Origin of the sequence: Hymenobacter tibetensis (assembly GCF_022827545.1) — a bacterium.
In the GTDB taxonomy this organism is placed as follows: Bacteria; Bacteroidota; Bacteroidia; order Cytophagales; family Hymenobacteraceae; genus Hymenobacter; species Hymenobacter tibetensis.
The window spans coordinates 5,003,345-5,026,115 of sequence record NZ_CP094669.1 but is presented as its reverse complement, the minus strand read 5'-3'; the positions used below and the strand labels follow the sequence as shown (position 1 = coordinate 5,026,115).

The 22,771-nt window shown below is 55.0% G+C and carries 19 protein-coding genes and 1 riboswitch; of the genes, 7 read left to right on the top strand and 12 right to left on the bottom strand.

Annotated elements, in window-relative coordinates:
* The first annotated feature begins 27 nt into the window (after positions 1-27).
* From MTX78_RS20225 to MTX78_RS20215, 3 genes are all read left to right on the top strand, one after another.
* On the top strand, positions 28-1,056 hold the full coding sequence (locus tag MTX78_RS20225; RefSeq protein ID WP_243797809.1) for a M28 family peptidase: 1,029 nt from the start codon (positions 28-30) through the stop codon (positions 1,054-1,056).
* Between the two features lie 105 nt (positions 1,057-1,161).
* Positions 1,162-2,517 (top strand): alpha/beta fold hydrolase, encoded by a 1,356-nt coding sequence (locus MTX78_RS20220; protein ID WP_243797807.1) that lies wholly within the window; start codon positions 1,162-1,164, stop codon positions 2,515-2,517.
* 153 nt (positions 2,518-2,670) lie between these two features.
* The gene (locus tag MTX78_RS20215; RefSeq protein ID WP_243797805.1) at positions 2,671-3,960 is read left to right on the top strand and encodes a MutS-related protein; all 1,290 of its coding nucleotides are present in this window, start codon (positions 2,671-2,673) and stop codon (positions 3,958-3,960) included.
* A gap of 48 nt (positions 3,961-4,008) precedes the next feature.
* Here MTX78_RS20215 and MTX78_RS20210 read toward each other — a convergent pair whose 3' ends face one another.
* Together MTX78_RS20210 and MTX78_RS20205 are read right to left on the bottom strand one after the other, a co-directional pair.
* Positions 4,009-4,914, bottom strand: coding sequence for a S66 peptidase family protein (locus tag MTX78_RS20210; RefSeq protein WP_243797803.1), 906 nt, complete (start codon positions 4,912-4,914; stop codon positions 4,009-4,011).
* 66 nt (positions 4,915-4,980) lie between these two features.
* Positions 4,981-5,865 carry a nuclear transport factor 2 family protein gene (locus MTX78_RS20205; RefSeq protein ID WP_243797802.1) on the bottom strand — a complete coding sequence of 295 codons (885 nt, stop codon included), beginning with the start codon at positions 5,863-5,865 and terminating at the stop codon, positions 4,981-4,983.
* Between the two features lie 501 nt (positions 5,866-6,366).
* On the opposite strand from MTX78_RS20205, the gene MTX78_RS20200 reads away from it, so the two are divergent.
* Positions 6,367-7,602 (top strand): alpha/beta hydrolase, encoded by a 1,236-nt coding sequence (locus MTX78_RS20200; protein ID WP_243797800.1) that lies wholly within the window; start codon positions 6,367-6,369, stop codon positions 7,600-7,602.
* 119 nt (positions 7,603-7,721) lie between these two features.
* Here the strand turns inward: MTX78_RS20200 and MTX78_RS20195 are convergent, their stop codons facing one another.
* The 7 genes from MTX78_RS20195 to MTX78_RS20165 form a co-directional block, all read right to left on the bottom strand.
* Positions 7,722-8,960: a homoserine dehydrogenase gene (locus MTX78_RS20195; RefSeq protein ID WP_243797798.1), complete on the bottom strand. Its 1,239-nt coding sequence runs from the start codon at positions 8,958-8,960 to the stop codon at positions 7,722-7,724.
* A 24-nt stretch (positions 8,961-8,984) separates the two neighbouring features.
* Positions 8,985-9,737, bottom strand: coding sequence for an ABC transporter ATP-binding protein (locus MTX78_RS20190; RefSeq protein ID WP_243797796.1), 753 nt, complete (start codon positions 9,735-9,737; stop codon positions 8,985-8,987).
* A 53-nt stretch (positions 9,738-9,790) separates the two neighbouring features.
* Entirely contained in the window at positions 9,791-10,648 is an 858-nt protein-coding gene (locus MTX78_RS20185) for an ABC transporter permease (protein ID WP_243797795.1), read from the bottom strand.
* Positions 10,649-10,716: 68 nt separating this feature from the next.
* Positions 10,717-11,760, bottom strand: coding sequence for an aliphatic sulfonate ABC transporter substrate-binding protein (locus MTX78_RS20180; RefSeq protein WP_243797793.1), 1,044 nt, complete (start codon positions 11,758-11,760; stop codon positions 10,717-10,719).
* 41 nt (positions 11,761-11,801) lie between these two features.
* Positions 11,802-12,833: a homoserine O-acetyltransferase family protein gene (locus MTX78_RS20175; protein WP_243797792.1), complete on the bottom strand. Its 1,032-nt coding sequence runs from the start codon at positions 12,831-12,833 to the stop codon at positions 11,802-11,804.
* A 262-nt stretch (positions 12,834-13,095) separates the two neighbouring features.
* A complete protein-coding gene (locus MTX78_RS20170; RefSeq protein ID WP_243797790.1) occupies positions 13,096-14,484 on the bottom strand; it encodes an O-acetylhomoserine aminocarboxypropyltransferase/cysteine synthase family protein in 1,389 nt (462 codons plus the stop codon).
* A 366-nt stretch (positions 14,485-14,850) separates the two neighbouring features.
* A riboswitch (SAM riboswitch) is annotated at positions 14,851-14,964 on the bottom strand.
* A 337-nt stretch (positions 14,965-15,301) separates the two neighbouring features.
* The gene (locus MTX78_RS20165) at positions 15,302-15,592 is read right to left on the bottom strand and encodes a LysM peptidoglycan-binding domain-containing protein (RefSeq protein WP_243797788.1); all 291 of its coding nucleotides are present in this window, start codon (positions 15,590-15,592) and stop codon (positions 15,302-15,304) included.
* 242 nt (positions 15,593-15,834) lie between these two features.
* On the opposite strand from MTX78_RS20165, the gene MTX78_RS20160 reads away from it, so the two are divergent.
* Positions 15,835-16,242, top strand: a complete 408-nt coding sequence (locus MTX78_RS20160; RefSeq protein WP_243797786.1) for a hypothetical protein — start codon at positions 15,835-15,837, stop codon at positions 16,240-16,242.
* Between the two features lie 124 nt (positions 16,243-16,366).
* Here MTX78_RS20160 and MTX78_RS20155 read toward each other — a convergent pair whose 3' ends face one another.
* Positions 16,367-17,455, bottom strand: coding sequence for a lysylphosphatidylglycerol synthase transmembrane domain-containing protein (locus MTX78_RS20155; RefSeq protein ID WP_243797784.1), 1,089 nt, complete (start codon positions 17,453-17,455; stop codon positions 16,367-16,369).
* Positions 17,456-17,744: 289 nt separating this feature from the next.
* On the opposite strand from MTX78_RS20155, the gene dxs reads away from it, so the two are divergent.
* Complete coding sequence (gene dxs, locus MTX78_RS20150; RefSeq protein WP_243797783.1) at positions 17,745-19,688, top strand: 1-deoxy-D-xylulose-5-phosphate synthase; 1,944 nt, start codon at positions 17,745-17,747, stop codon at positions 19,686-19,688.
* 183 nt (positions 19,689-19,871) lie between these two features.
* On the opposite strand, the gene MTX78_RS20145 is transcribed toward dxs, so the two are convergent.
* The gene (locus MTX78_RS20145; protein WP_243797782.1) at positions 19,872-20,885 is read right to left on the bottom strand and encodes an SRPBCC family protein; all 1,014 of its coding nucleotides are present in this window, start codon (positions 20,883-20,885) and stop codon (positions 19,872-19,874) included.
* A gap of 93 nt (positions 20,886-20,978) precedes the next feature.
* On the opposite strand from MTX78_RS20145, the gene MTX78_RS20140 reads away from it, so the two are divergent.
* A complete protein-coding gene (locus MTX78_RS20140) occupies positions 20,979-21,740 on the top strand; it encodes an alpha/beta fold hydrolase (protein ID WP_243797780.1) in 762 nt (253 codons plus the stop codon).
* Between the two features lie 202 nt (positions 21,741-21,942).
* Here the strand turns inward: MTX78_RS20140 and MTX78_RS20135 are convergent, their stop codons facing one another.
* On the bottom strand, positions 21,943-22,443 hold the full coding sequence (locus MTX78_RS20135) for a peptidase associated/transthyretin-like domain-containing protein (protein WP_243797779.1): 501 nt from the start codon (positions 22,441-22,443) through the stop codon (positions 21,943-21,945).
* Positions 22,444-22,771: the final 328 nt, after the last annotated feature.

Below are 22,771 nucleotides of genomic sequence, written 5' to 3'. Positions count from 1 at the left end.
CGCTACTGCCTTACCAGTCTTTTTTCAATGAAACTCTTTCGTTTTGCTCCCGCCGTGCTGGCGGCCCTGCTTCTCACTGGCTGCTTCGACAACAAGAATACCACCACCGAAACTTCCGGGCCGGAGCAAGAGCCACTAACCGCTGCTCCAGCATTCAACGCCGATTCAGCCTACGCCTACGTGGCCAAGCAAGTGTCTTTTGGCCCCCGAGTACCTAACTCGCCCGCTCACATAAAAACGGGCAACTGGATTATCGACGAGTTCAAGAGCTACGGGTTGTCGGTGCAGGAGCAGCCATTTGAGGCCATGGCCTTTGATGGCAAAATGTTGAAAGGCCGCAACATTGTGGCCCAATTTCAGCCGGCGGCGGTGCGGCGGATTTCCATCTTCACGCATTGGGATACCCGTCCCTTCGCCGACAAAGACAAAACCAACAAGAATGCTCCCCTGGATGGCGCTTCGGATGGAGCTAGCGGCGTGGGCATTGCGCTGGAAATGGCTCGCCTGTTAGCCGCCCAACCCGACAGCTTAACGCCCGCCGTGGGGGTGGACTTCATTTTGTTTGACGCCGAAGACTACGGCTACGACTCCAGCACCCAAGGCGAGCTGAAAAACCAGCTCGCTAACCTAGAGGCGCAAGGTGGTTCTAGCTGGTGCCTGGGCTCTCAGTATTGGGCTAAAAACACGATGCCGGCCAACTACAAACCCAACTTCGGGATTCTGCTGGATATGGTGGGAGCCAAAGGCGCAAAGTTCAGCCGTGAAGGCCAGTCGTTGGAGAAGGCCCGCGACGTGGTGAACAAGGTGTGGAATTTGGGCGCGCAACTCGGCTATTCTGATTATTTCTTGTTCCGTGACATGAGCGGCATCACCGACGACCACGTATTCACCAACAACGCTGGCGTGCGCACCATCGACATCATCGACACCATGCCGGTCGGCGACGAAACCTTCCCGGCCTACCACCACACCACCCAAGACAACATGAGCGTCATCGACAAACGCACGCTCAAAGCGGTAGGCCAAACCGTGCTCCAAACGATTTACGGCGAGTAAGTAGCGGCGCTACCTGCAAAAAGTATCAGCTGCATCGTACAAAGAAGCACCAGTAACATAAGTTACTGGTGCTTTTTGCGTTACTGGTATTCTATAGGTAGCATTATGGATATACAAAAGGGTGCCGTACTTATGTTGCTGGCCTTGCTGATGAGCCTAACCGCATCGGCACAAGTAGGTAGCCAGGTGTCTGTGTCGCAGGGGATATACCAGAAAGTTGATGTGAAACCGTATGCGGGTTTGCCCTACCGGCTATCAGCCCGCATAAAAGTGGATACGGTCCAGTCGAATAAGGCGCATGCGTGGCTGTTAGCGTCGGTAAAGAGAACCGACAAACGCTCCGGCTCCTTCGAGTACATGCGCGACAACGCCGTGGCCAACAAGTGGAGAACCTACTCGGTAGCCGGAAAGCTAGACAAGCAAGCCGATAGCATAACCGTATTTGCGGGCTACTACATGAACGGGAAGTTTTCGCTTGACGATTTCAAACTGGAGGTAGCCCGTTCAAAAGACGACTGGCAAACCGTACCGCTGGTTAATGCCACTTTCGAAGACCCGACTCCGCTGACCGCCACCGGCTTGCCCGTGGGGTGGCAGCAAAGCGCGCCGGTACCTGCTTTCACGCGCCAACTTGGAACTGAACCTAGTGGCAACCATTTTCTGGCAGTACAAGGCCGCGGTATCATTCATTACGGCCGGAACCCGAAGGCTGGGCAGTATGCCACCGTGAATGGCGTGAAGCTTTACTACGAAGCCTACGGCCAGGGAGAACCGCTTTTGCTTTTGCATGGCAACGGCGAATCAATAAGCAGCTTCATGAACCAGATAGAAGCCCTAGCGAAAGAGTACCGCGTCATTGCCGTTGACACGCGCGACCAGGGCCAGTCGGGGCACACGAGCGGTAAGCTTACCTATGATTTGTTTGCCGACGACATGCACGCGCTACTTGATAAGCTAGGCTTGCCGGCCGCTCACATTGTGGGGTGGAGCGACGGCGGCAACACCGGCCTAAGTATGGCCCTACGCTATCCGCAGCAGGTGCGTAGTCTAGTTACCATGGGCGCCAATCTGTACGCCGACACCACTTCCATAGATGCCAAAATGCTGAAGGAAGTGCGGCAGATGTATTACCTCTCAGCACTAGTGGCCCCATTTAGCAGCAAGTTCAAACGAGCACACCGGCTAACAGCCATGCTGCTGCACTATCCACAGCTAACACCTACCCAACTGCACGCCATCAAAGCGCCCGTGTTGGTGCTAGCCGGTGAGAAAGACATCATCAAAGAAGCCCATACCCGGCTGCTAGCTGAAAGCATTCCGGGCGCACAAGTGGTTATTCTGCCCAAGGTCAGCCACTATGCTCCCCAAGAAAACCCAGCGCTGTTCAACGAAACGGTTCTGCGCTTTCTGCACGCTACAGCCGAGAAAAATGCGCCTAAACAAATGGATGCAAAGCCGTAGTCCAGCCGCTGCCGAAGTCTAGGATAGTGAGTTGCTAACCTACATCTAAGGCAACTCACTACAGAAAAGCCGTGGCTGCAATATGATGCGCAAGTAATACAAGTTGCTGTGGCTTTTTGCGTTTAGAAGCCCTGTCTATTTGCTGCCTGCTCTATGCTACACGTTGAGGATCTACAGATTGAAGCGGAGCTGTTGCCGCTGTTCAACTTCACGCACAGTGCAGAAGCGGAAGCTGCCGTTTGTCGTTTGTTGTACGAGTTGCCGCCTACTGCGGCCCTGGTGGTGGAAAAGCAAGACATCCTGCGGGGCTTCCTGGCAAATTGGTCGGTACTAGAAAACTTCTCTTACCCAAAAATTCAGCTTCGAGAGGTCAGAGCCTTTCTACAGGACGTGAGCAGTGGCCGAATTACGCTCGAGGTCAACCGGCTGCGGGCATCTGTAACCATGCTGCTCTCCGAAGAGGCGCGCTATCAGAGCCGTGCGCGGTACGTGCAGGTTATTCAGTTTCTGCATCGCCTACAGCAACATTATCTTCACAAACTCGACCCCCAAGCATTTCCTGTTGGCTTTCGCCCTCAGTTGCTGGTACTCGTGCGGTTTATGGAACGCTTCAGTTTGGAAGATGCCAACCGGGCTATTCAGGAAGATAGCTTTTCAACGGCCCTGATGGTGCGGTTTGCGCAGCAGCTTCAGGCGGTTGGGCCAGAGATAATAGCCGAGTTTTGGGAAGCCTTCCACTTGTTTGAAGCGTATTGGTCGATAGCAAAAGGTATTCAGCTTCACGCGCTAACCTTTCCCAATTTTCGGGAAGAAGGCCTGTTGTTAGAAGACTTCTACCACCCGCTGCTCAAAGCACCAGTTACCAACACACTGATACTGAGCCCCACAGAAAACGTGGTGGTGCTCACCGGACCGAACATGTCGGGCAAATCCACCTTGCTGAAAGCAGTAGGTGTTTGCGTGTACTTGGCCCACGCTGGCATAGGGGTACCGGCCGTTCGTTGCTCGCTGCCGTTCTTTCATTCCATCCTGATTGCCATCAACCTGCGTGACAGCCTGCGAGATGGGTACAGCCACTTCATGGCCGAAATCCAGAACCTGAAGTCGGTGTTGCACGCTGCACACGGTGTCGGCCGCACGTTTGCCATCTTCGACGAGCTGTTTCGGGGTACTAACGTGGACGACGCGCTGGAAATCACCAGTGCCACCGTGCGGGGGTTGGCAGGCTTCCACCACTCCTCGTTTCTGGTTTCCACTCATTTGCTTCAGCTGGAAAAGCAACTTCCCGAAGATAACGGCATCAGCACCTACTGCATCGAGTGTGTGCTGCAGGATGGCTTACCGGTGTTTTCTTACCGGCTGCAACGGGGCTGGTCGAGCTTGAAAATAGGCAAGCTGCTGTTCGAAAGGGAAGGCCTGAATAGCTTGCTGGAACCACGGTAGCCAGGGCCAGTACCAGTCCGCGGCACAGGCTAGCAGGGGTGCTGGTGGCTACACGTATGCCAGGTGTGCCCCCTGCGCATTCACTGTCAGGCGGGCTTCGCGTCCGCATATTAGCGCTACGTTCTGCGCCTCATGCCCAACCGGAAAGTTGTGGGCGACCGGGAAAGCGTACTTGTTGGCGTAGTGCTGAATGATTTCGTTGGGCGTTTGGCCGTAAGGAACGGTGTTGTCTTGCGGATTGGTGAAGTGGCCCACGAGCAGCCCGGTTAAGTGGCGGAGCTTGCCCGTGCGCTCCAAATGCACCATCATGCGGTCAATAGCATACAGGTACTCGTCAATGTCCTCGATAAAGAGGATGCGCCCAGCCATAGAAACGTCGGACGGCGTACCGGTGAGCGTTTGAAGCAGGCTCAGGTTGCCACCAATTAGTTCGCCGGTAGCAGTACCAAAACGGTTGAGAGCGTGGGGGGGTATCTGATAGGAAATACGCTCACCAAACAACGTTCGTCGCAAGCTTTCCAGAGAGTACTCGCCACCGGGCAGCTGAAAAAATAGCGGCATCACCCCATGAATGCTTTGGTGGCCAAGCGCCAGCAAATGACAATTGAGAGCAGTGATATCAGAGAAGCCAACCACCCATTTCGGGTCTTCGGCGAAGCGCGAAAAATCCAGTGCGTCGATGATGCGCGTGGTGCCATAGCCGCCGCGGGCACTTATAATGGCCCGAATAGCAGGGTTATCAAGCTGAGCTTGGATATCTTGGCGGCGCACTTCATCGTCGCCGCCAAACTGATGATGCGCCACGTTGGTACTAGCACCCAAGACAACCTGTAAGCCCCAGCTTTCCAGTATCGCTACGGCAGGAGCCAATTCTTCGTGTGAGGCTTTTCGAGCGGGACACACAATGGCAATCTGGTCGCCGGGGCGGAGTGGAGCGGGAGCGGTGGTAGGCATACGGCAGCTTATGAAGAAGGCCGCAAACATAGCGCCTCCAGGCCATATACTGAGTAGGGGAGTAGGCTACAATTCCGCAGAAAGTAGCTCCAGCGCCAGCTTCCACTGTCGGCCTTCCCGTTGCCACACGCGCAGGTAATGCCCGTGTTGTTCTTTCACGTCCAGATAACCCAGCGTGTAGCCTACTTCTCCCGAAGCAGCTACCCCCGCTTGAAACGGCCGAAAAGATACTGCCGGTCCTGGTTCGGTTGCTAGGCGCCGCGCCGCGGGACCTACGTAGGGTACCACCTTCTCGCGTAGCAGTTGCAAGTCACTTCCTGCTTCGGGCAGCACTGTGGTATAGGCTTGCTGCATGCCGCTTTGGGCCCGCGCAGTGAAGGCCGCTTCGGCCTGCTGCAGGCTGCTGCGGAGGGTGGCTGTGTCGGCGGTTGTCCGCAGCTTAACGGCAAACTTTTTCGGATGCACGATATCTGGGTTGACTGCGGGGGTGCTATAACTGATGCCCCCATCGTAGGCTACCTGCCAGGTTCCCGACGCATCCTTCTGCCACACCGTCACGAAGTTGCCGTAGCCCACTGGCGGTTCGGCTGCGGTGTTTGGATGAAATTCCACTGGTCCCGTTGTGATGCCCCAGTCGCCGCTAGCTGCAATACGTGCGTACGTGGGCCGCCAAGTTAGGCGGCCGGGGCGTTCGGATTGAGCGGCGTAGAAAGGTCCACCAAGCACAAACTTGTCGTCGCGGAACAGGTACGCGTCAGGCAAAAACTTAGTGAAAGACTCCTTAATGCTGTGCTCCCGCCCATACGCAGCAAACTTCTGCTGAGCCTCTACCAACGTTTGGTAGTCGGCAGCTACAGTTTCGGCCCCGGCAGACTGGAAAGCAGTTGATGGCAAAATGCCAAAGAGAATTAACAGCCAAGAAGCAGGAGAAGTCCGAAAAAAAGCAAGCATGGTCAAATATAAAAAAAGAAAGGCGATTGAAGATTAAACAGAAAAGAAAGTAAGTAGAAATTACTGGCCACGCTTCTCCAAGATAGCCCTAAAATGCGTTTCAAATTCCAGTATATGGATAATCAATTTCAGTGCAAGAGCTTGTCATTCTTTACTTCTCTTGGTGTCTTCTTGCAATAAGGTATAATCGAACTCAGTCAATAAAATTTTCGCGTAATGCAATAGCAGAATGCTGAAAACCAGTCGTTTGTGGTTCGATGCTTTGATGTGCTGGTATTGACTAAAGCTGGGCGGCTACCTCAGCAAGCAGCATACTCTTGCTGAGATGCAGAGCGTCGTGAGTTTCGTTTTGTTCGTAAGCCGAAGACAGTGTGCTTATATGGGAGCTGTAGAAGTGAGTCTCGAAGTGTATCCAACAAAGCAAGAGCAGCTTAATGGCCAGCCAATGAAACATACTATAGTAGCACCCGCTTTTGAATTCAACTTCTATAACCTCAGCATATGAAAAAGTTCTTCCAAGCTGCCATCTTCCTGGGGGTATTGCTCGCCTTCGTACAGCCCGTCGTTGGTCAGATTGATACCACCCGCGGCCGCTACTACCAGCCTATCTTCTCGAACGTAACGGTCACGAGCAACGTGGTGTATGGCTCTGCCGTCACGTTCACGGGCAACACGCAGGCGCTGGCCATGGACATCTACCAGCCCACTGGCGATACTGTGAGTCGGCGCCCGGTTATCATTTTTGCGCATCAGGGCGGCTTCGTTGCGGGCGCCCGCACCGACCAGTACATGGTTGATGTATGCAGGCGCCTGGCCCGTCTTGGGTACGTTACGGCTAGTATCGACTATCGCCTGTTGTTCTTGCCGTACGACACTGTGAACATCGCCCGAGCTGCCATCCGAGGCATGCAGGATATGCGAGCTGCCGTGCGTTTTTTCCGCCGAGACGCGGCTACTACGCGTCAGTACCGCGTTGATCCTCGCTACATTATAGTCGGCGGCTCGTCGGCGGGAGGTTTTGCGGCGCTGCAAGTTGGCTACCTTGACAAAGACAGCGAAGTGCCTGCCTACGTAGATATTGCGGCTATGGGTGGGGTGGAAGGCCAAAGCGGTAACCCAGGGTACAGCAGCGCGGTGCTGGCGGTACTCAACCTGAGTGGTGCCACCGAAAGTGCTACCTACATCGAGCCCGGCAATGTGCCGCTGTGCAGCGTACATGGCACCCTTGATGCGGTAGTGCCCTACTTCAAAGGCCGGATTGGCTCTTCGCTACCACCGAAATACGTGGTGGGCAGTGGTTTGCTAAACCCACGTGCTAGCGCAGTAGGCGTCCGAAACACATTGCGTACCCTACGCGGCGCCGGCCATATTCCGTTCGAAAACACCTCTGCCGCTGGTCTGGCTTACGCTGACACCGCTTTCTGGACCATGCGCGACTTTCTACGACCCAGCTTAGGCCAGCCCGGTACTGTGTTGAGTGCCGCTGCCGCCGCTTCAACCAAACGCAGTGCCTTGCAGGCGTATCCGGTGCCAGCTGCCCATGAAGTGTACCTTGAAACGCCCGCCGGCACGGTGTTCAAACCACAGTCAGTTGAACTGCTTGATGCAACGGGCAGAGTGGTGCGGCGTTTCCGGTGGGAAACAGCTACCCAATTGGTGCGCCGCGAAGACCTGAGAGCAGGTGTGTATTATCTGAAACCTAAAAGCCTGCCCACTGTTCGGGTGCTGTTCGAATAGGAGCCAGCTATAGAACAACTTGCCCAGTAAAAGCTCGGCCTCGTAGCGGGCAGATGACAGGCTTTACACGTCATCTGCCCGCTACGAGGCCGAGCTTTTATTGGGCAAGTTGTTTATTACTACAGGCTAGCTTCCTGAGTTACGGCGGAAGCCGCCGAGGTGAGAGGCCGCACCGCGCCGGTGCGCACCACAAAGGCCCCGAACTTGCGAATTAGGTCTTTCACGCGCAGTAAGTTGGAAAGGGCAACATAGCCTACTACGTAGCCATCCTCATCAGCTTCCTCGGAAATTTCACTGAAGTCGAGTGCGTCAATCAACCGGTCCTCGTCGGTGCGCAGGTAGATTTCCAACTCCAAATCAGTGGCATACGTGAGGGGTGAAGCCGTTAGCTTGGGATACTGATAGGAGTAGCCCTGCCGAATAGCGGCCAAGTCAGCCAAAACGGCCGAGCCAGTGGGGTGCCCGCCGGCACCCCGGCCACGCAAGAACTGCTCGCCTGCAAAGTCGGCCTCAATTAAAACGCCATTGAACTCGTGGTCCACGGAATACAGCGGAGAGGTAGGCGCTACCATCAGCGGCGTAACCAAGGCCGTTACCCGGCCATCAGACAAGCGCTGCAAACCAGCTACCACTTTTATTTTGCGGCCTAAGGCAGCGGCAAACGCAATATCTACGGCGCTGATGTGCTCAATGCCCAGATTTAGTACCTCCTCGGACTGCAAGAACGTGCCATAAGCGTGCGCGGCCAGAATAATAGCTTTGGAGCGCGGGTCAAACGCGCCCATATCCAGCGTGGGGTCGGTTTCGGCAAAGCCTTTGGCTTGTGCCTCAGCCAGCGCCGGTGCGTAGTCGGAGCCTTCTTCGCCCATACGCGTCAGCACGTAGTTCGACGACCCATTGAGAATACCTGTTACGCTGCGCAACGATTCTTCACCGAAATACGCGTCCAGCGTCCGGATGATGGGAATGCTGCCGCAGACGGCCGCTTCATACAGCAACTTGCCTCCCGACTCCCGCTGCAGTTGCACGAGCTCGGGTAGGTGGCGGGCCAGCATGGCCTTGTTGGCCGTAACCACCCGCCGCCCCTGGCGCAGCGCCTCACTCACCAAGCGGAATGCTTCTGTCGGGTCATCAATCACCTCTACTAACACATCCAGCGTTGGGTCTTGCAATAAGTCGTCGGCGTGGAAATCGAACCGGCTCAGAGGCAGGCTGCGCTCCTTCGTCGGATTCTTAACCGCAATACGGGCTACCTCGAAACCAGCTTCTGGGCGTTGTTCTAGAATATCGTAGAGGCCTTGCCCTACGCAGCCAAAACCAATCAGGCCAATGCGCAGGGTTTGTTTGTCAGCTATCATATGAGAGGATTTCAAAAAGAACTGTTAGGCGTGATGAGCAAGCAACGGCTCGTCGGTAGTTACATCAAGGGCATCAAGCAAGCGTTGCTTCCACTGCTGGAAATCGGGGTCGGTGCGGCGCCGCGGACGGGGTAGGTCCACGCTCAGGGTTTGGTGGATGCGGCCGGGGTGGCCGCGTAGCACGACCACCCGGTCGGAGAGCACCAAGGCTTCCTCGATGTCATGCGTGACCAGCAGCAGAGTCGGCCGGTCATACGACCATATTTCCAGCAAGTGGTCCTGGAGCTTCATCTTCGTGAACGGGTCGAGGGCGCTAAATGGCTCGTCGAGCAAAAGCAACGACGGTTGGGCTACCAAGGCCCGCGCAATGGCAACCCGTTGTGCCATGCCGCCGGAAAGCTGCCGGGGCAGAGCGTCGGCAAAGGCTGTAAGGCCTACCCGCTCCAGCACGGCCGTAGTACGTTGTTCCTGTTCGGCGTCCGGTAGGTTGGCAATACCAAACCGTACATTCTGGCGCACCGTTAGCCACGGCATCAGGCGGGGCTCCTGAAAAATGACGCCTACTGCAGGGTGAGGAGCCGTAATGGGCTCTTCGTTGATTAGCACCCGGCCTTTGGTGGGCACATCAAGCCCCGCTACAATGCGCAGAAGTGTGCTTTTGCCGCAGCCGCTCGTCCCAACCAGAGTCACGATTTCGCCTGGCCGCACATGCAGGCCTACGTTGTCGAGTGCCACTACTGGCCCGAACTGCTTGCTTATATGGTCGATGCGTAACATGCTGGAGGTAGGCGTAAGAAAATGAGGAATAATAGGGGCGTTAGGGACGCCCGTTACCTCCCGTGTGTATCTTGCCAGCGGAGCAGGCGGCGGCTGAGCAAGGATAGAAGGGCGTCGGTAAGCTGCCCGAGCACCGCGAAGAGTAGGATGCTGGCCAAGATGGTTTGGGGGCGGCCCGTCATTTGGCCGTCAACCAGCAGAAACCCGAGGCCTTTATTGGCGCCCATTATTTCTGCGGCTACCACAAACATCCACCCTAGGCCCAAGCCGCTACGCAACCCCACAAAGTAGGCAGGTAGTGTGGCAGGCATAAAGATGCGCCGTATCAGTTGCAGCCCCGACAACCGATACACCCGGCCCACTTCCACCAATTTGCGGTCCACACCCTGAATGCCGCTCATCAAGTTGAGGTACACTGGGAAGAACACGCCCACGGCAATTAGCACCACCTTCGAGGTTTCGTAGATGCCCATCCAAAGAATGAAAAGCGGTACCCAAGCCAACGACGGAATATTGCGGATGCCTTGCAGCAAGGGGTCGAGCAACTGGTTGAGGGTGCGTGAATAACCGGTGAGGGCTCCAAACACAGTGGCTAAGGCACCACCTAACACAAACCCCAGCGTTACACGCCATAGCGTGATACCCAAATGCTCCCACAATTCGCCGGTGAGAGCCATCTGCCAGATGGTAGCCAGCACACGAGAGGGCGCCGGCAGCAGGTTGGGTGGCAATACTCCGGTACGGGCCAAAGTCTCCCAGACCAGCAGTAACACTGCTGGCAGTACGGCTCCCCGCAGCCACCCCCAGCGGCCCGGTGTACGTGCGGCAATAGGTTGCTCAACAGGGGCGCTAACTACGGCTGGGGTAGGTGCAGCAGTTGTTGGCGCGTAAATGGATGAAGAATCAGACATGAACGGTGGTTGGGCATTGTCACTCCTAGCCTCACTTGATGCGCGAAAGGGCTGAACGACAAGAGCGGTTACTTGGCTGCAGTAGCCTTGGCTTTGGTTGGTGCTATTTTGTCGGCGAATTGGGTATCAATCAGGTTGCTGACGGTTTGGTTGATATCCACATTCTGGTCGATGGCACCACTTTTCTTGAGCACGTCGCCGGCTGCGGAAATGGTGTTGCGCTGCAACGGGCCGAAGGAAATGCTAGTAAGATCGGTGCGCTCTAGTTGCTTGGCCGCTACGGCTTCACTGAGTTTGGCTTCGGTAGCCAGCGTCTTTTTAAGTTCAGCGGGGTGCGCAACGGCCCATTGGCGAGCCTGTTCGTAAGCAGCTAGCACATGGTCTACCAGGGCCGGATGCTGCTTGGCAAACTCTTCCCGCACGTTCAGCACGCCGTAGCTGTTGAAGTCGGCGTTGCGGTAGAAGAGTTGAGCGCCTGATTCCAGTTCAGCCTTGGCCATGTGCGGGTCTAGGCCGGCCCAGGCGTCTACGTCGCCTTTTTCGAGGGCGGCGCGGCCGTCCGGGTGTTGCAGCGGAATCAACTCGATGTCTTTCTCACTCAGCCCCGCTTGGTCGAGGGCGCGTAGCAAAAAGATGTACGGGTCGGTGCCACGCGTGGCGGCCACCCGTTTGCCTTTCAAATCCGCCACCGACTTGATGGTGGATTTTGGGCCGGTGCACAGCGCCGTCCATTCAGGCTTCGAGTAGATGTAGATGGCCTTCAATGGGTTGCCGTTGGCTTTGCCAATGAGGGCAGCCGCGCCAGCTGTCGAGCCGAAATCAATGCTGCTGCCGTTCAGAAACTCCAACGCCTTGTTGCTGCCTTGGCTGAGCACCCATTCCACCTTAATGTTTTGCTTGGCTAGGTCTTTCTCCAGCCAGCCTTGCTCTTTCAGCACTAGGCTCAACGGATTGTAATAGGCGTAGTCCAGGCGAATGGTGTCGGGCTGTGTGTTTTTGGTCTCACTGCCCGCGCCTCCACATCCGGCCAGCAGCAATAGCAGCAACACCAAGCCTCCCGCAAAGGAGAACGAGCGGGTAGGGTGAGTAGAACGGGGGACAGTAGGGTTCATGAGAAAGTCGCTAGGGATGTATGTGTTGGTCGCGGACAGAATTAATGCGCGAACGTGTAGGCATGAAAGCGCTCCAATAGGTGCGTGATATGAGCTGTTTCAATCAGGAAGCCGTCGTGGCCGAAGCGAGAGTCCATTTCGGCGTACAGGGCGCCCGGAATGTGGCGGGCTATCAGTTGCTGCTCCGCGGGTGGAAACAGCACATCAGAACTGATGCCTACCACCAACGTGCGGGCACGTACGTGGCGCAACGCTGCTGCAACCCCACCGCGTCCGCGCCCTACGTTATGTGAGTCCATGGCCCGCGACAACGCCACATAGGTATAAGCGTTGAAGCGCGCTACTAGCTTATCACCCTGGTACTGCTGGTAAGCGCTGGCCCGAAAGTCGTCGAGCTTTTCGTCGGTGGGTTCCGCTTGGGTTTCCGCATAAGCTCCGTAGCTGCGGTAGCTGAGCAAGGCCATGGCGCGGGCCGCTCGCAATCCTGCGGCTCCGCCTTCGGGTGTGGCGTGGTGATAAGTAGGGTCGGCGAAGATGGCGAGGCGTTGTGCTTCATTGAAGGCAATGCCCCAAGGCGAGTGTTGTGCGTTGGTAGCCAAGAGCACTAAGTTCTCGAAGACGTTGGGCAACTGGATGGCCCATTCCAACGCCTGTTGGCCGCCCAGGGAGCCGCCAATCAGCGTGTGAATCTGCGTTAGTTCCAAGTGCTGGCGCAACTCTTCGTGCGCAGCTACCATGTCGCGGATGGTGAGCAGCGGAAATTGTGCGTAGCGGGGCAAACCCGTCTCGGGAGCCGGCGAAAGGGGGCTGGTACTGCCGTAGTGAGAGCCTATTATATTGGCACACACAATAAACCAATCGGCCGGATCAAAATGGCATTCGGGTCCGAACAACCCCGGCCACCAGCTGAGCACATCGGAGTTAGCGGTAAGGGCATGGCATACCCACACCACGTTGTCGCGCGTGGCATTCAACGTGCCGAAGGTATGGTAAGCGACTTCCACGCCGGTTAGCACTTCGCCGCTTTCCAGCGGCAGAGGCTTAGGTAGGCGGAAGCTTTCAAGGTCAGGCATTGGTTGCTGTTCGAGGGTAGCACGCTAGGTGGAAGGCCCGTAGTGCTACGGGATGATTATATAGACTTTGCAGCAAGTGAATGGGCCGGCAGCGCATCACTACAAATAGCTAGCGGGCTGAGCCGAAACAGCTCAACCCGCGCTATTGTGGGATGGAAGGAGCGGCTCCCTCTCTCACAAAAAAACCGCTGTTCCACCCACGTACTGCACCTGCTGGAAGTGCCCCGCCGTCCTCTCACGACCGGCAGGGCCTACCCTCTCACTAGACTTCCAGCACGGCAGCGTGTTCCACTTCCTGTTCCGGCAATTTGTCGCCCGAAGCGTCAGCCGAATCCACCGACGCAGCATTGCGCACCGCATCGAAGGCCTGCTGCAAATCAGCCTGAATGTCTTCGAAGTGCTCGATGCCTACCGACAAACGCAGCAGTGTTGGCGTTACGCCCGCCGCGCGTTGCTCCTGCTCAGACAGCTGCTGGTGTGTAGTGGCCGAAGGCTGAATGATGAGCGTCTTAGAATCGCCCACGTTTGCCAAGTGGCTAACCAGCTTCAGGTTATCGATAAAATGCGTAGCCGTATCCTTGCTGCCTTTGATGGCGAAGGTGAGGACCCCGCCCGCACCGCGCTTCAGGTACTTCTGGGCCAGCTTGTTGTACGGGCTGCTGTTCAAGCCAGGATAATTAACGGCTTCTACCTGCGGGTGCTGCTCCAGCCAAGTGGCAACACGCAACGCGTTTTCCACGGTACGCTCCACCCGCAAGCTCAGCGTTTCGAGACCTTGGAGCAGCAGGAAGGAGTTGAACGGGCTCTGCGACGAACCGAAGTCACGTAAGCCTTCTACCCGGGCCCGAATAATGAAGGCAATGTTGCCAAACGGTCCGCCTTTGCCGAACACATCGTTGAACACCAAGCCGTGGTAGCCCTCGCTCGGCTCCGTGAACTGCGGGAACTTGCCGTTGCCGAAGTCGTACTTGCCGCCGTCCACAATCACGCCACCGATGCTGGTGCCATGGCCACCAATCCATTTCGTTGCCGATTCCACTACGATGTGTGCTCCGTGCTCCAACGGGCGGAACAAGTAGCCACCCGCGCCGAACGTGTTGTCTACTATCAACGGCAAGTCGTGCTTTTCAGCAATGGCTGCAATTTTTTCGAAATCCGGAATGCTGAAGCTTGGGTTGCCGATAGTCTCCAAGTAGATGGCCTTGGTTTTCTCGTCGATTAGCGCCTCAAAAGTCTCTGGCTTGTCGCCGTCGGCAAAGCGGGCCTCAATGCCCAAGCGTTTGAAAGCTACTTTGAACTGATTATAAGTGCCGCCATACAGGTGCGAGGTGCTCACAAAGTTGTCGCCAACCTGCAGAATGTTGTTGAGCGCAATAAACTGCGCCGCCTGCCCCGATGATACTGCCAGTGCCGCGACACCACCTTCGAGGGCCGCAATGCGCTGCTCGAACACGTCGGTGGTGGGGTTCATCAACCGCGTGTAGATGTTGCCGAACTCCTTCAACGCAAATAGGTTGGCCCCGTGCTCTGCGCTTTTGAAGACGTAGGAAGTGGTTTGATGAATGGGAACAGCACGCGAGCCGGTGGTGGGGTCAGGCTGTTGGCCAGCGTGGAGTTGCAGAGTCTCGAAATGAGGAGTTGGAGCAGACATGATACTGTTGATTTGAGAGTGTATGGTAGGAAGAGGGAGATGTAACTTGCTGATCAACAACACAAAAACGTGCGGTGAGGTGTGCCCTGCACCAGCCGAACGCGCTAGCGTAGGGGTGGCAGAATGTAGCACAGGGGCCTAAGGCGTACCGGTGCTGCTAAGCGGGCAACAAAAAGGGGAGGGGTGCCGGAGCCGTCAGACGACTAACAACAGCAACAACAGGCGCTACAACAGCAGCGCATTCGCATTCGAGGGGCCGGAGCTGCGGCAGACGAAACACGAAAACCCATCGGCAAACCGGCGCGTGAGGCGGCTTGAGCAGATGGGGAGAAGAAGGCGGAATTCGAGTTATTTTTCATGGTACTCAACTTATCTCTCCCGCCGGTAAATACCGGGTCGGGCAGGAATTGGCACCTTTCGCGTCAACGAAGGTTGCCAGTGGGTCAGGGAGCCTGTTCTCTCGCCACTTCTGTATAAATTCTGAAAAACTGCCCCACCGGAAGCGGGGGAGTACCTGGTTGGTGATGCAAATGTAAAACCAGATTTGATATACGCAATACAAACGCAAACTATTTTTTGTTTTCGATCAGCTGATTTTTACTAGATGAAATTGGATGAATGCAATGGCTGATATAGTTGAAAATCAGTTGCATAAACGCATGGCGAATAAATAACGAGCGACTAGGAGATACTATTGCTCCGCCTTGTCTCTATGCTAAGTGCTTCATACAGGAGCTTATTTCCGGAAAATAAAGGCGTAAAAAAAGCCGCTCCTGAAGTGGAGCGACTTTTATAATATATCCAAGAGTGAAATGCTCTAGATTTTCGGTAGGGTCAACACTTGGCCTACTTCGATATGATCGGGGTTGGAGCCAATGATGGATTTGTTGGCGTCGTAAATCTGGTGCCACTTGGCAGCATCACCGTAGTGGTTCTTGGCAATCTTAGACAGCGAATCGCCGCTTACCACTGTGTAGGTCTGGCCTTGGGCAGCAGCGGGCTGCGTAGCTTGGGCAGGGTTGCCAAAGAAATCGGTAGCTCCGCCCGCAGCAGCAGGTTGTACGGGCTTTTTTTCGCCTTCGTTCGAGAGAAAATCAAACAGTCCCATGGTCGTGCGTTGGTTAATGGTGAAAGCAGAACGCAGCTCATCTGTGTGCAGTTGATGGCCACGGTGTCAGGCCTCATACGCTGGTGCAGACAAGAAGTTCTGCCTAGGTTAACTTAACCGTAGTAAAGCTGAACATCTTACAGAAACCCGCCGTAAGAGGCGCAAGACCGCATAGGCTTGTGCCTTGCGGTGATGTTGTACTCTCTCCCAATTTCAACCAATTCGCACATCTCATGAAAACGATGCCCTCTCCCTTTCGCTATTTGGCCAGCCTGTTGATGCTGCTGGTGCTGTTCACTTCTGCCTGCGGTAGCAAAGAAGGCAAAGTAGAAGGCGTAAATATGCTGTACGGCACAGAAAGCAAGATCTGGAAAACAGACAAGGAACTGGATGCTACCGGCGACAAAGTGAAGCAAACCGATACTCAGGAAGACGAGCGTATCACTTTCTTCGCCAACGGCCAGTACAATATGACCTCGCCCCAGGGTGCCGTAAACGGCAAATACACCTTCGACCAGGCCGGCAAAACCATTGCCATGACTCCCGATGGCTCGACTACCAGCAACTCGTTCAGCGTAGTTACCCTCACGGACGACAAACTGACGCTGAAAAGTGCTGAAGGTGCTGAACTACGCCTCGAAAAAGAGTAACACTGACAGCCGCTACACTTTAGTAGAAACAAAAAGCCTTTCCACCACGGTGGAAAGGCTTTTTTATTGACTATGAATTCCGGTAGCACTGTTGGTAACAAGCACCGTGAGCTAGGGCTGCCCGCTACGACTGCATAACTGTTTCCGCTTTGCGCGGACCGAATATCCGCGCTATCCAGCGGGGCAAGAACACGGCGCCGAGTACTAGGTACATATAGTACGTAACGAGGCGGTAGAGTAGTACCATGAAGTTGGTCATGGTGGGGGTGCCGATGAACTTGCCGAAAAAAGTAGGAAAAGCCCCTTCGGCAATGCCCGCGCCGCCGGGCGTAATAGCAATCAACAGAATAACTTTATACGTCAGGTTTCGGCCAAAAATCAGCCAGAACTCCGGCCACGTCACATCAATAAAGGCCGAAATCAGGCAGCCAATTACCAGGTAACGAGCGGTCCAGACAAAGGCCGTGCTCAGGGATGCCCGCAGCCAATACTCCCAGCCGTTGCCGCGTAGCTCAGCAGAAGCCAGCACCATTTCGTTGCCCATTTTGTAGGCCTTGCTCCGAAAACGACGAATGCCACGAATGGAGAACAGCCGTACCAGCAGCCGCTTCACCGACTGCGGGTTGAAGAAAATGGCATACATCATCAGCAACGCGTACAAGCTCACGAATACGTAGCTGGTAATGAAGCCAATACGAAGCGTGGTTACCAAGCCGCCTTGCAGGGCTTCGTGCGGGTACAGGGCATCACCCCCAATCCATACCACCAGCGGCACGGTCAGCATATAGTACATGTTGTCGAGCATGGCAGTGGCCATGATGTAGGCCACTGATTTGCCGAGCGGAATACCTTCTTTATGTAAGAGCAGGGGAGCCACGGCAGTACCGCCCACCGCCGACGGCAGCACGCAGGACGAGAATTCCCAGATCATAATGACGTCTAGGGATGCTCGCCAGCTAAGCACGCGTTGGGTGAGGTAGCGGATGCGGTAAACGTAGCCAGCATCACGGGCTACCAGCACCACCAGCATCAGGAGAAGCCAGAGCGGTTTGGCGTTGGCTAAGGGAGCCAAGTCGCCGGGTTTGTAGCTGCGCCAGAACATAAATCCAACCACACTCAGCCCAATCAGCACCGGCAAGACTATCCGCGAGGGGCGAAGCTTATCCAGGAGTTGTTGGTCTTCAGTTTGTTGCTCAGCAGAGGGATGAGGCATGGGAATGCGCAGGAATTGTAGGTCAAAAGTAGGTATTATAGCAGGCAGGGCGTTAAAGAAGCGGTAATTAAGAACGATTTACGCGCTGTGCTTTTGCTAGGTACCTAACGGAAAGTTGTTGTGTTGGCGTGTTAGTTGCGGGTCGACCCAGTTTACAAACCACATGTGAGCTGAACCGCTCAAACAGAAAACCCGTAACTTTGGGTATCGTACGCAACGAGCAGCCGGGGGTATATTAACCTTTCTAGCTTATTGGCTGTTACTTTATTCCCATCTGCTTCCTTTATACATGATTGTCGAACCTGGTGAATTGCTGGCGGCCATAGACTCGCCCGACGACCTGAAAAAGCTCAGCCACGATCAGTTGGTTCAACTGAGCCAGGAGCTACGTCAGTTCATTATTGATACGGTTTCGATTTACGGGGGGCACTTCGGCGCTTCGCTTGGCGTAGTGGAACTAACCGTAGCACTGCACTACGTTTTCAATACGCCCTACGACCAGCTGGTGTGGGATGTGGGCCACCAAGCCTACGGCCACAAAATTCTGACGGGCCGCCGCGACCGGTTTCCAACCAACCGCCGCTACAATGGCATGTCGGGTTTTCCGAAGCGCAAGGAAAGTGAGTACGATGCTTTTGGTGTAGGACACAGCAGTACCAGCATTGGTGCCGCCCTCGGCATGGCCGTAGCTTCCGACTACAAAGGCGAATTCGACCGGCAGCACATTGCGGTTATTGGCGACGGTGCCATGACGGCTGGTATGGCTTTCGAGGCCCTCAACCACGCTGGCGTCACCAATTCCAACCTGCTGGTTATCCTCAACGATAACTGCATGAGCATCGACCCCAACGTGGGCGCGCTCAAAGAATACCTCACCGACATTACCACCTCCCGCACCTATAACAAAGTGCGCGATGAGCTGTGGAACGTGTTAGGCAAGCTCTCGAAATTCGGACCCAACCCGCAGCAGATTGCCCGTAAGGTGGAGTCGGCTATGAAGGCAACGCTGCTCAAGCAAAGCAACTTGTTTGAGGCGCTGAAGTTCCGCTATTTCGGCCCCGTGGATGGGCACGACGTGCAGCACCTCGCCACCATCCTCAACGACCTCAAGAGCATTCCGGGCCCCAAAATCCTGCACTGCGTGACGGTGAAGGGCAAGGGCTATGTACTAGCTGAAAAAGACCAAACGCTGTGGCATGCTCCTGGCCTGTTTGACAAAGTAACGGGCGAAATCAGCAAGAAAACCTACTCGACGCCCCAGCCACCGAAGTATCAGGATGTGTTCGGGCACACCATGATCGAGCTGGCCGAGCAGAACGACAAAATCATGGGCGTGACGCCGGCTATGCCCTCGGGCTCGTCGTTGAACCTGATGATGGCGGCCATGCCCAAGCGGGCGTTTGATGTGGGCATTGCCGAGCAGCACGCCGTAACCTTCTCGGCAGGCATGGCTACGCAGGGCCTCATTCCGTTCTGCAACATCTACTCTTCGTTCATGCAGCGCGCCTACGACCAGGTGCTGCACGATGTGGCTCTCCAAAACCTGCACGTGGTGTTTTGCCTCGACCGGGCAGGCTTTGCAGGCGCCGATGGCCCGACGCACCATGGCTGCTACGATTTGGCTTTCATGCGCTGCATTCCCAACATGGTGGTGTCGGCCCCGATGAACGAAGAAGAACTGCGCAACCTGATGTACACGGCTACGCTGCCCGAAAACGCCGGTCCGTTCAGTATCCGCTACCCGCGCGGCGAAGGCGTGATGCCGGAGTGGCGCAAGCCCCTAAAGAAAATTACGGTCGGCAAAGGCCGGGTGGTGCGCGAGGGTCAAGGAGTAGCGGTGCTCAGCATCGGCCACATCGGCAACTACGCCACGAAAGCAACGCAAAAACTCGTGAGTGAGGGCATCAACCCCGGCCACTACGATATGCGCTTTTGCAAGCCCCTGGACGAAGAACTGCTCCACACTATCTGCCAGCAATATCAAGCGTTAGTGACGGTAGAGGATGGCTGCTTGCAAGGCGGTTTCGGCGCCGCCGTGTTGGAGTTCATGGCCGACCATGGGTATCACATGCCGGTTCGCCGCCTCGGCATTCCGGACCGAGTGGTGGAGCACGGCACGCAAGACGAACTATACAAAGAGTGCGGCTTTGATGCCGATGGTATTGCGGCTGCCTTACGTGAGTTGAGCGGTAAAGTAATTGCCAAATCTGTTGTGGAAACAGTACTATTGTAAACTCTCTTTGAGCAAAGAAAGGCCCCGCTGGATTCGTCCAGCGGGGCTTTTTTGCGTTATAGCAAGTCAGTAGCAAGATGTGAGCGGAGGTAGAGAAATGAGAAGTAGAGGATATTTAAAGCTAGGCATATGGCCTTGAGAATCTCACAGTGGCATGATGCAGCAGTTCGAGCAGACAGTGGTTTAGATAGCGTGCTTTTGGTAGCTGAGGCTGTTAGCAGCAGCTTTTCTAGCCTCGTCCTCGCATCGCCGGCGAATTACTTCCAAGATTCGCCGCTGGATTTCACTCATTACGTAGTCGGTCCAGAGGCCGGCATAGGCGTTGATGCGGGTACTGAGGCGTTGCTGGCTGTACAGCACAAGGCGAGTTTGGACAGGGCCAGCGGGTATCAACTCGTAGGTGCCTCGTAGCACGTCGAAAAACCGGCCACCGACGGTTACGTGCTCGTCGAAGGTGGTAGGTGGGATGGTAGCCGTATTGGGAACGATGCTGAAAGACAGGCGCCGTTGTGGCTCCCACACATCAACAGTTTCGATGAACTCTACGCCCCGTTCGAAGGTAGCATGGCGCACACCGCCCACGCCCTCATGCGTGAGCGTAGCTTCCACGGGCCGCGGGAAGCCAATTTTGTCGATTAGGCTTGGTCCCAAGTCCTGGGCCTGAATGGGCGGTACCCGGACGATTTGCTGCCAAACCACGGAGGCGGGTGCCTGAATAAGCACAGTATTCTCGACGCGGCGCAGGCTGTTGGGAGTGGCAAACTGGCTTTCAAGCGGTGCCAGCAGGAAGGGCAATAGCGCAAAGACGGCCACGGTGTAGGTTTTGTCTTTGTTGGGTTTGTCGTCGGTAAACAGCAGGTAGAGAACAGACCCTATGTAGGAAGTGATAAAAAAGAGCGGCGAGATAATCAGCACGCAAATCATGCATTCTGAGTGAAACAGCAGTGCCATAAATAGGAACAGCATAACCGTTACGAAAGGCCCCCATACCGTCCGCCAAGATTTGGAAGCAGTAGCGGGTGTGAAATGCGTGGTAACGGCTCCTAGCGCCATTGGGATGAGCAGCAGAAAGCAAAGCATAAGCAGTCCGCCGCCATTGAAGGTGCTATTGGCAAAAACAAGTCGGCCGAGTAGGGCAACGAACAGGCCTGCCGCTACGGCAATAACATAGTGTAGATTATTATGCTCGGAGGCCATTGGGATAATAGGTAGATAGGAACACGCACGGTAAATGTGCGTACTTGTTCCGACCCATCTGCGGTATTCCTGCACGAACTTTTGCATTTACTTATGCCTGTCCAACCAACCATCCTCTTCCTGCACGGCTTTGCTGAAAGCCGGGAAGTGTGGACCGATTTCACCCGCGACTTTCCCGACAACTACCGGTTGCTAACGCTCAATCTGCTTGGGCACGGCACCAACATACACGACATTCGGGACTATAGCATGGAGGCGCAGGCGCGCTACGTGGCGGAGCAATTGCGGCAGAAAGGAGTGGAAAAGGCGCTGCTAGTCTGCCATAGCATGGGTGGCTACGTGGCGCTAGCTTTTGCAGAGCGCTATCCGGATATGGTAGCAGGCTTGGTGCTGTTTCATTCCACTGCCTTACCTGATACCGACGAGAAAAAAGCGAACCGCGACAAAAACATAGAGTTTGTGCGCCGCCATGGCGTCGAGAAATTCATGGAATCCTTTATCCGGCCGTTGTTTGCGCCAGCCAACCGGGAGCAACTGCTGGAGCAGCGCGAATTTCTGGAGGATATTGGCCGGGCCACGCCCGAAGCCACCGTGCTAGGTGCCTTAGAGGCTATGAAAAACCGTCCCGACCGCACCAAGGTGTTAAAGGAAGCTAAGTTTCCAGTACTCTTCGTGGTGGGCAAAGAGGACGTAGCCGTATCAATGGAAAGCGTGCTGCCACAGTTGGCGCTACCGGCCCAAAGCCACGCCCTGCTGCTTGGTGATGTTGGGCACCTGGGCTTTTTCGAGGAGCCGGAACTCACGCGCTTGGCAATAGTGAATTTTGCGGACGCAGTATATGAGCCCAAGCACTAAGTACAGACGCTGATACTGTTGCTTATAGATACTAAGGCAGGTAGGGAGTTGCTGTAGTGCACACCAAAACGCCGGTGCCATCTAGGTGAGTACTGCAACGGTTGGCAGGCAGAAGTGATTCACGGATGACTGTATATGACCCAAAAAAAGCCCTGTAGAACATTCTACAGGACTTTTCTTTGAACCACACAGTTGTATGCGCTTATTCCACGGGCACCATTTTGCTGCGTAGAGCATCAGGCACGTCGTTCAACGACATGATGTGCAGTGGATGCGTGTCGGTTGGGTTGAAGCCCTGTCCAATAGGAGACAAAGCTCCCTGAATTTCCTTGTCGGAAATGCGGTACATAGCTCCGGTGAGTGGATCTACAATCAAAAATCCAATAAGGCCTCCAAAAACGATGTTGCCGAAATACCACCCGTTCACGTCAGACTCGAGCGTTAGTTTCTTGTCTTCAAACCCCTCTTTCTTGAACGTCAGGGTGTAAATCTCGCGGCGCATATAACCAGATCCTGACTTGAGCGTAACGGCGGTTGGTGCCACACCACTAAATACTTCTTTACCATCGCGGTTGGTGACCGTAAAGTTGGCGCCAGCGGGCACGCTACTGATAACAACCGGATAACGGCTCTTGCTTACAATAGAAGCACAACTGCCAAGCAGCAAGGTGGCTGCTAAGGCGAACGGTAAGGTTACTTTCATATTTAAAAGAATAAGGTAGAAAAGAGAAAAGAGTAGATGACCACAGACAGATATTGGTGGAACTTCTAAAATTATACCACTCTGCTTGGTCTTAGGAACTGGCTCTGCATAAACATTGAATAATTATAATATAATAGTAGTTGAATCCTGTTTAATTACAAGTCAATATAGGAGCTGGCCGTACTTGCTCCCCACTAGGTAGCTCGGCACCTAGCTTTGCTGTCTGACTCTACCTCTTCAATGCCTCAGGTTGTAGGAATGACCTGTTTCTACCAGCAGTGGCTAGACAAAGTAAAACGGGTAAGTAGCAGCCCGCTGAATTGTGCCA

Bases quoted from the DNA above. Each gene is read 5' to 3' on its own strand.
- MTX78_RS20155 (WP_243797784.1), bottom strand. From the start codon at position 17,455: ATGCCTCATCCCTCTGCTGAGCAACAAACTGAAGACCAACAACTCCTG.
- MTX78_RS20185 (WP_243797795.1), bottom strand. From the start codon at position 10,648: ATGTCTGATTCTTCATCCATTTACGCGCCAACAACTGCTGCACCTACC.
- MTX78_RS20195 (WP_243797798.1), bottom strand. From the start codon at position 8,960: ATGATAGCTGACAAACAAACCCTGCGCATTGGCCTGATTGGTTTTGGC.
- MTX78_RS20175 (WP_243797792.1), bottom strand. From the start codon at position 12,833: ATGCCTGACCTTGAAAGCTTCCGCCTACCTAAGCCTCTGCCGCTGGAA.
- MTX78_RS20140 (WP_243797780.1), top strand. From the start codon at position 20,979: ATGCCTGTCCAACCAACCATCCTCTTCCTGCACGGCTTTGCTGAAAGC.
- MTX78_RS20165 (WP_243797788.1), bottom strand. From the start codon at position 15,592: ATGGGACTGTTTGATTTTCTCTCGAACGAAGGCGAAAAAAAGCCCGTA.
- MTX78_RS20170 (WP_243797790.1), bottom strand. From the start codon at position 14,484: ATGTCTGCTCCAACTCCTCATTTCGAGACTCTGCAACTCCACGCTGGC.
- MTX78_RS20200 (WP_243797800.1), top strand. From the start codon at position 6,367: ATGAAAAAGTTCTTCCAAGCTGCCATCTTCCTGGGGGTATTGCTCGCC.
- MTX78_RS20190 (WP_243797796.1), bottom strand. From the start codon at position 9,737: ATGTTACGCATCGACCATATAAGCAAGCAGTTCGGGCCAGTAGTGGCA.
- MTX78_RS20135 (WP_243797779.1), bottom strand. From the start codon at position 22,443: ATGAAAGTAACCTTACCGTTCGCCTTAGCAGCCACCTTGCTGCTTGGC.
- MTX78_RS20215 (WP_243797805.1), top strand. From the start codon at position 2,671: ATGCTACACGTTGAGGATCTACAGATTGAAGCGGAGCTGTTGCCGCTG.
- MTX78_RS20180 (WP_243797793.1), bottom strand. From the start codon at position 11,760: ATGAACCCTACTGTCCCCCGTTCTACTCACCCTACCCGCTCGTTCTCC.
- dxs (WP_243797783.1), top strand. From the start codon at position 17,745: ATGATTGTCGAACCTGGTGAATTGCTGGCGGCCATAGACTCGCCCGAC.
- MTX78_RS20205 (WP_243797802.1), bottom strand. From the start codon at position 5,865: ATGCTTGCTTTTTTTCGGACTTCTCCTGCTTCTTGGCTGTTAATTCTC.
- MTX78_RS20210 (WP_243797803.1), bottom strand. From the start codon at position 4,914: ATGCCTACCACCGCTCCCGCTCCACTCCGCCCCGGCGACCAGATTGCC.
- MTX78_RS20225 (WP_243797809.1), top strand. From the start codon at position 28: ATGAAACTCTTTCGTTTTGCTCCCGCCGTGCTGGCGGCCCTGCTTCTC.
- MTX78_RS20145 (WP_243797782.1), bottom strand. From the start codon at position 20,885: ATGGCCTCCGAGCATAATAATCTACACTATGTTATTGCCGTAGCGGCA.
- MTX78_RS20160 (WP_243797786.1), top strand. From the start codon at position 15,835: ATGCCCTCTCCCTTTCGCTATTTGGCCAGCCTGTTGATGCTGCTGGTG.
- MTX78_RS20220 (WP_243797807.1), top strand. From the start codon at position 1,162: ATGGATATACAAAAGGGTGCCGTACTTATGTTGCTGGCCTTGCTGATG.